The 3,401-nt window shown below is 59.1% G+C and carries 4 protein-coding genes, 1 tRNA gene and 1 pseudogene; 2 read left to right on the forward strand and 4 right to left on the reverse strand.

Annotated features, from left to right (window positions below):
* Together B3C64_RS02670 and B3C64_RS02675 are read left to right on the forward strand one after the other, a co-directional pair.
* A pseudogene (locus B3C64_RS02670) lies at positions 1–174 on the forward strand (DedA family protein); the annotation flags it as partial.
* Between the two features lie 160 nt (positions 175–334).
* Positions 335–407, forward strand: a tRNA-Ala gene (locus B3C64_RS02675).
* A gap of 265 nt (positions 408–672) precedes the next feature.
* On the opposite strand, the gene B3C64_RS02680 is transcribed toward B3C64_RS02675, so the two are convergent.
* From B3C64_RS02680 to B3C64_RS02695, 4 genes are all read right to left on the reverse strand, one after another.
* Entirely contained in the window at positions 673–1,362 is a 690-nt protein-coding gene (locus B3C64_RS02680) for an HAD family hydrolase (protein WP_291533547.1), read from the reverse strand.
* Between the two features lie 304 nt (positions 1,363–1,666).
* Positions 1,667–1,999: a hypothetical protein gene (locus B3C64_RS02685; RefSeq protein WP_291533548.1), complete on the reverse strand. Its 333-nt coding sequence runs from the start codon at positions 1,997–1,999 to the stop codon at positions 1,667–1,669.
* Between the two features lie 254 nt (positions 2,000–2,253).
* Complete coding sequence (locus B3C64_RS02690; protein ID WP_291533550.1) at positions 2,254–2,838, reverse strand: heat shock protein transcriptional repressor HspR; 585 nt, start codon at positions 2,836–2,838, stop codon at positions 2,254–2,256.
* 5 nt (positions 2,839–2,843) lie between these two features.
* On the reverse strand, positions 2,844–3,401 hold a 558-nt coding region (locus B3C64_RS02695; RefSeq protein ID WP_291533551.1), incomplete at its 5' end, for a J domain-containing protein.

A 3,401-nucleotide genomic window follows, 5' to 3' on the forward strand; every position in this document is an offset into this window, starting at 1 on the left:
TGGTCCACACTGTTCACGCTGCTCGGATACTTCTTCGGCGGCATTCCGGCCGTGCAGAAGCATTTCGAATTGGTGATCGTCGCGATTCTCGTGCTGTCGTTGATTCCGACGATCGTCGGCCTGCTCAAGGCCAAGTTCGGCAAGAAGAAGGCGGAGCATTCCGCGGCCAAGTAGGCGATGCACTGCGGATTGCCAGTGCTTGGTACCACGTACGGCATCGTGCATGGCGCCAAGCGCGATGGCTTTCGCAACACGCGCGTTTACGAAATTGCGTTAATCTCATTTTTGTATTAAACTCTCTTGATGTTGCTTTGCAGAGCAGAGTAACATCCAAGGGGCCGTAGCTCAGTTGGTAGAGCGCTTCGTTCGCATCGAAGAGGTCGCGGTTTCGACTACCGTCGGCTCCACGAAAGCCCGCTGCATTCATTCCACCGCAGCGGGCTTTTTCTTTTTGTTTCCCCACCTGTTCAGGCGCGGCCTGCAGGTGCAATGCAGCATCTACAGGCGTTACGACATCGAAGCATCTTTCACGAATCCGTTCATAGGGCGAATCGGAACGTCCGACACGCAATCAACGAACCGTCGAAAGGAACCGAAGCAACGTCTTCATCCCATCAGACGGCCAATCGTCTCCAATCATCGGGATTTCTTCACAACACCCGCATCGCACGCTCACGCTTCATTGCGCTGTCGCACGTACCTGTCGAGCGCGGCAGCCGTGATACCCGTGTATCCGTCGATTGAAGCGAACTGCGGACCTTGGGAATTATCGAGCCGTATGAAACCGGTCTGCGCGAGCGTGGTGGCGCCGGAAGCGGCCGCGGAGCGCAATCCCGATATGGAATCCTCAACCGCGATGCAGTATCTCATATCCTCCGGCTTGATGCCGAGACGCCTTCCGGCCTCCAGATACGGTTCCGGCGACGGTTTCTTCGCGACATCGTCATCGCCGCACACATATCCCGCGAATGCGCCGACGGGAGCCTGCGCAACAAGATTTTCCGCCAGATGACGAGGCGACGTCGTCACCAGCATCGAAGGAACGCCAGTCGCGGCCAACGACCGCAGCACGTCCTCCACGCCGGGAATCCATGGTATGCGTTCGAATTCCCTCTGCGCCACGTAATCAATCATGCCTTTGCCGATTTCCTCGACCGACAATGCGCAACCGTGCTCCACCATGCGGCGCGCGACGTCCGGCACCGGCGTGCCCGAACCCTGCCAGGCCAGATCCTCATCCCAGTATCCGCCATGCTCCGCCGCGATCTTCATCTCGCCCGCATGCCAATACGGCTCGGAATCAATCAACGTGCCGTCCATGTCCCAAAACACCGCTTTGAGCATCAGCTTCGATTCGTCCATGTCGCGTCTCCTTCGTTCCGCAAACCGTCCGGCATGCATCCATCACCAACGATGTCGCCTCCGGCTTCCATTTCAGCTTTCCGTTTCTATTCCAACAGAACGATGCGACCTAGACGGCACGAGCCACACCGCGCACATCGCATGCGACGAGAGCGCATGGCACGAACCTTCGCGCCTTTGCGTGAATTCCGGTTCGTGGAGTTTCGCGAGGCATTGCGAGGCATTGCATCCGCCACGTGCGGCGGCTCCATCACCGCGCCTATAGACAATCAGCCGGGCAATCGGCTTGGCGATCGACGCCGCATCACGCTTCCCGGCAGCCGACTTCCCCATGGTTCTCGGAGGCACCCGCACCGACCTGGCCAGCGGCCGATCCATCAGACCGTTCTTCGGCTTTCGCCGCTTCCTCCGCTTTCCAGCGTGCGATGCAGCGTTCGACGCGCTTGTATCCTATGATCTTCGGGTCGAGTCCGGCCTCTCGGAAAATCACGGCCGGCGAACCGCCTTCGGCATACCGGCGCATGCAATCATCACGGAATTTTTTGGAATAGCTGATGCGATACTGGGTGACCGATTCCACGGCCTCCAAAGATCCCAGATACCTGCGGACCTTGGCAGTGAACGCGACTCTTGGCATATGGCACTCCTCACCTTTCCTCGTTCGCCTCATAGCTGATATTTCTCCGGAACTTCCACGGAGAAAACGCGTCTTCCCCTATGTCAACCTTGCAGACGGAAGAAAAACGACTATGGCGTACATGGACAGAATTATTTCCGGCACACCATCGGAGTTGCACAAAAATAACACGTCACGTGAAGACTATATACCAAAAAGCCGAGTATGGCGCAAAAAATACTTATTTATGATACTTTTCTCGGATTTTCCTCTTGTTATCGGTCGCCCCAAAGCACAACCGAGGTGGACGTCTTGCCATCGTCTTCACGGGAAATCTCCGAAGAGTCACGTGATGGCAACTGCCGCATATCGACGCGAATCTGATGCCGCCACATGCGGGCACGGCGGGAACGTTCGACCTCGACGATTCCGCCATCGGCGTCCGCCGCGAACACACTCGTTCCCGCCGGCTTGCGCAGGCGTTCGACCTGCCTGCGGAGCTCACGGTTCTCCTCTTCGAGCTCGAGGATGCGCGTGACTCCGGCCAGATTGATGCCTTCCTCCTGACTCAGATGCTGTGCGTTGGCAAGACGCGCGATGTCGCGCAGGGAATAGCGGCGGGCACCGCCAGCGGTACGTTGCGGCACCACCAAGCCGAGCCTGTCGTACTGGCGGAGCGTCTGCGGATGCACGTTGGCGAGTTCCCCGGCACGACCGACCGAGAACACCGGCAGCTCGATATCGAAACCGACCCTGTCGGCGCCATCCAGATCGGCGTGCCCCGACACTATCGCCAACGCGCACATCTCATACAGACGCTTGGCCTGGCGCTCGGCACGCTTGCGCGACGTGCGCGTCATATCGCTCAGCGCTCCTTGGCGAGTTCGTCAGCGAAATCGCCGCACGCCTTGTCGAATTCCTTCGCCGCGTGCCTGACGATCAAGCCGGGCTTGTCCGGAATGCGAATCTCCACGCGACCGACCAAATCGCCTTCACCGCGGGAATTCCGCACGCCCCTGCCTGCGATGCGCACTTCCGTGCCGCTCGACGAGCCAGCGGGCACTTTGAAGGTGACCTCATGGCCATCGACGTCCGTCGCGGACACCTTCGCACCGGCCACCGCCTGGCCCACGGTAATCGGCAACGGCATGATGATGTCGAGGTTGCGCAAGGCGAATTTCGGGTCTTCGGGGACATGGATCTGCAGGTACAGGTCACCGTTCCGTCCACCATTGCGGCCGGGCTTGCCCTTGCCTGCAAGGCGAATCTTCTGGCCGTCCTTCACTCCTGCGGGAATATGCGTCTTGAATTTCCGTCCATCGGCGCTCAGCGAAACGGTGGCGCCCTTGACGGACTGACGGAAAGTCAGACGAACCTTCGAATGACGATCCTCGCCATTTTCCGGCTGCGGGGCCTCCTCATA

Origin of the sequence: Bifidobacterium sp. UBA6881 (assembly GCA_002451435.1) — a bacterium.
Classification (GTDB): domain Bacteria; phylum Actinomycetota; class Actinomycetes; order Actinomycetales; family Bifidobacteriaceae; genus Bifidobacterium.

Excerpts from the sequence above, each read along its gene's own strand:
- B3C64_RS02680 (WP_291533547.1), bottom strand. The coding sequence starts at position 1,362 with ATGGACGAATCGAAGCTGATGCTCAAAGCGGTGTTTTGGGACATGGAC.
- B3C64_RS02685 (WP_291533548.1), bottom strand. The coding sequence starts at position 1,999 with ATGCCAAGAGTCGCGTTCACTGCCAAGGTCCGCAGGTATCTGGGATCT.
- B3C64_RS02690 (WP_291533550.1), bottom strand. The coding sequence starts at position 2,838 with ATGACGCGCACGTCGCGCAAGCGTGCCGAGCGCCAGGCCAAGCGTCTG.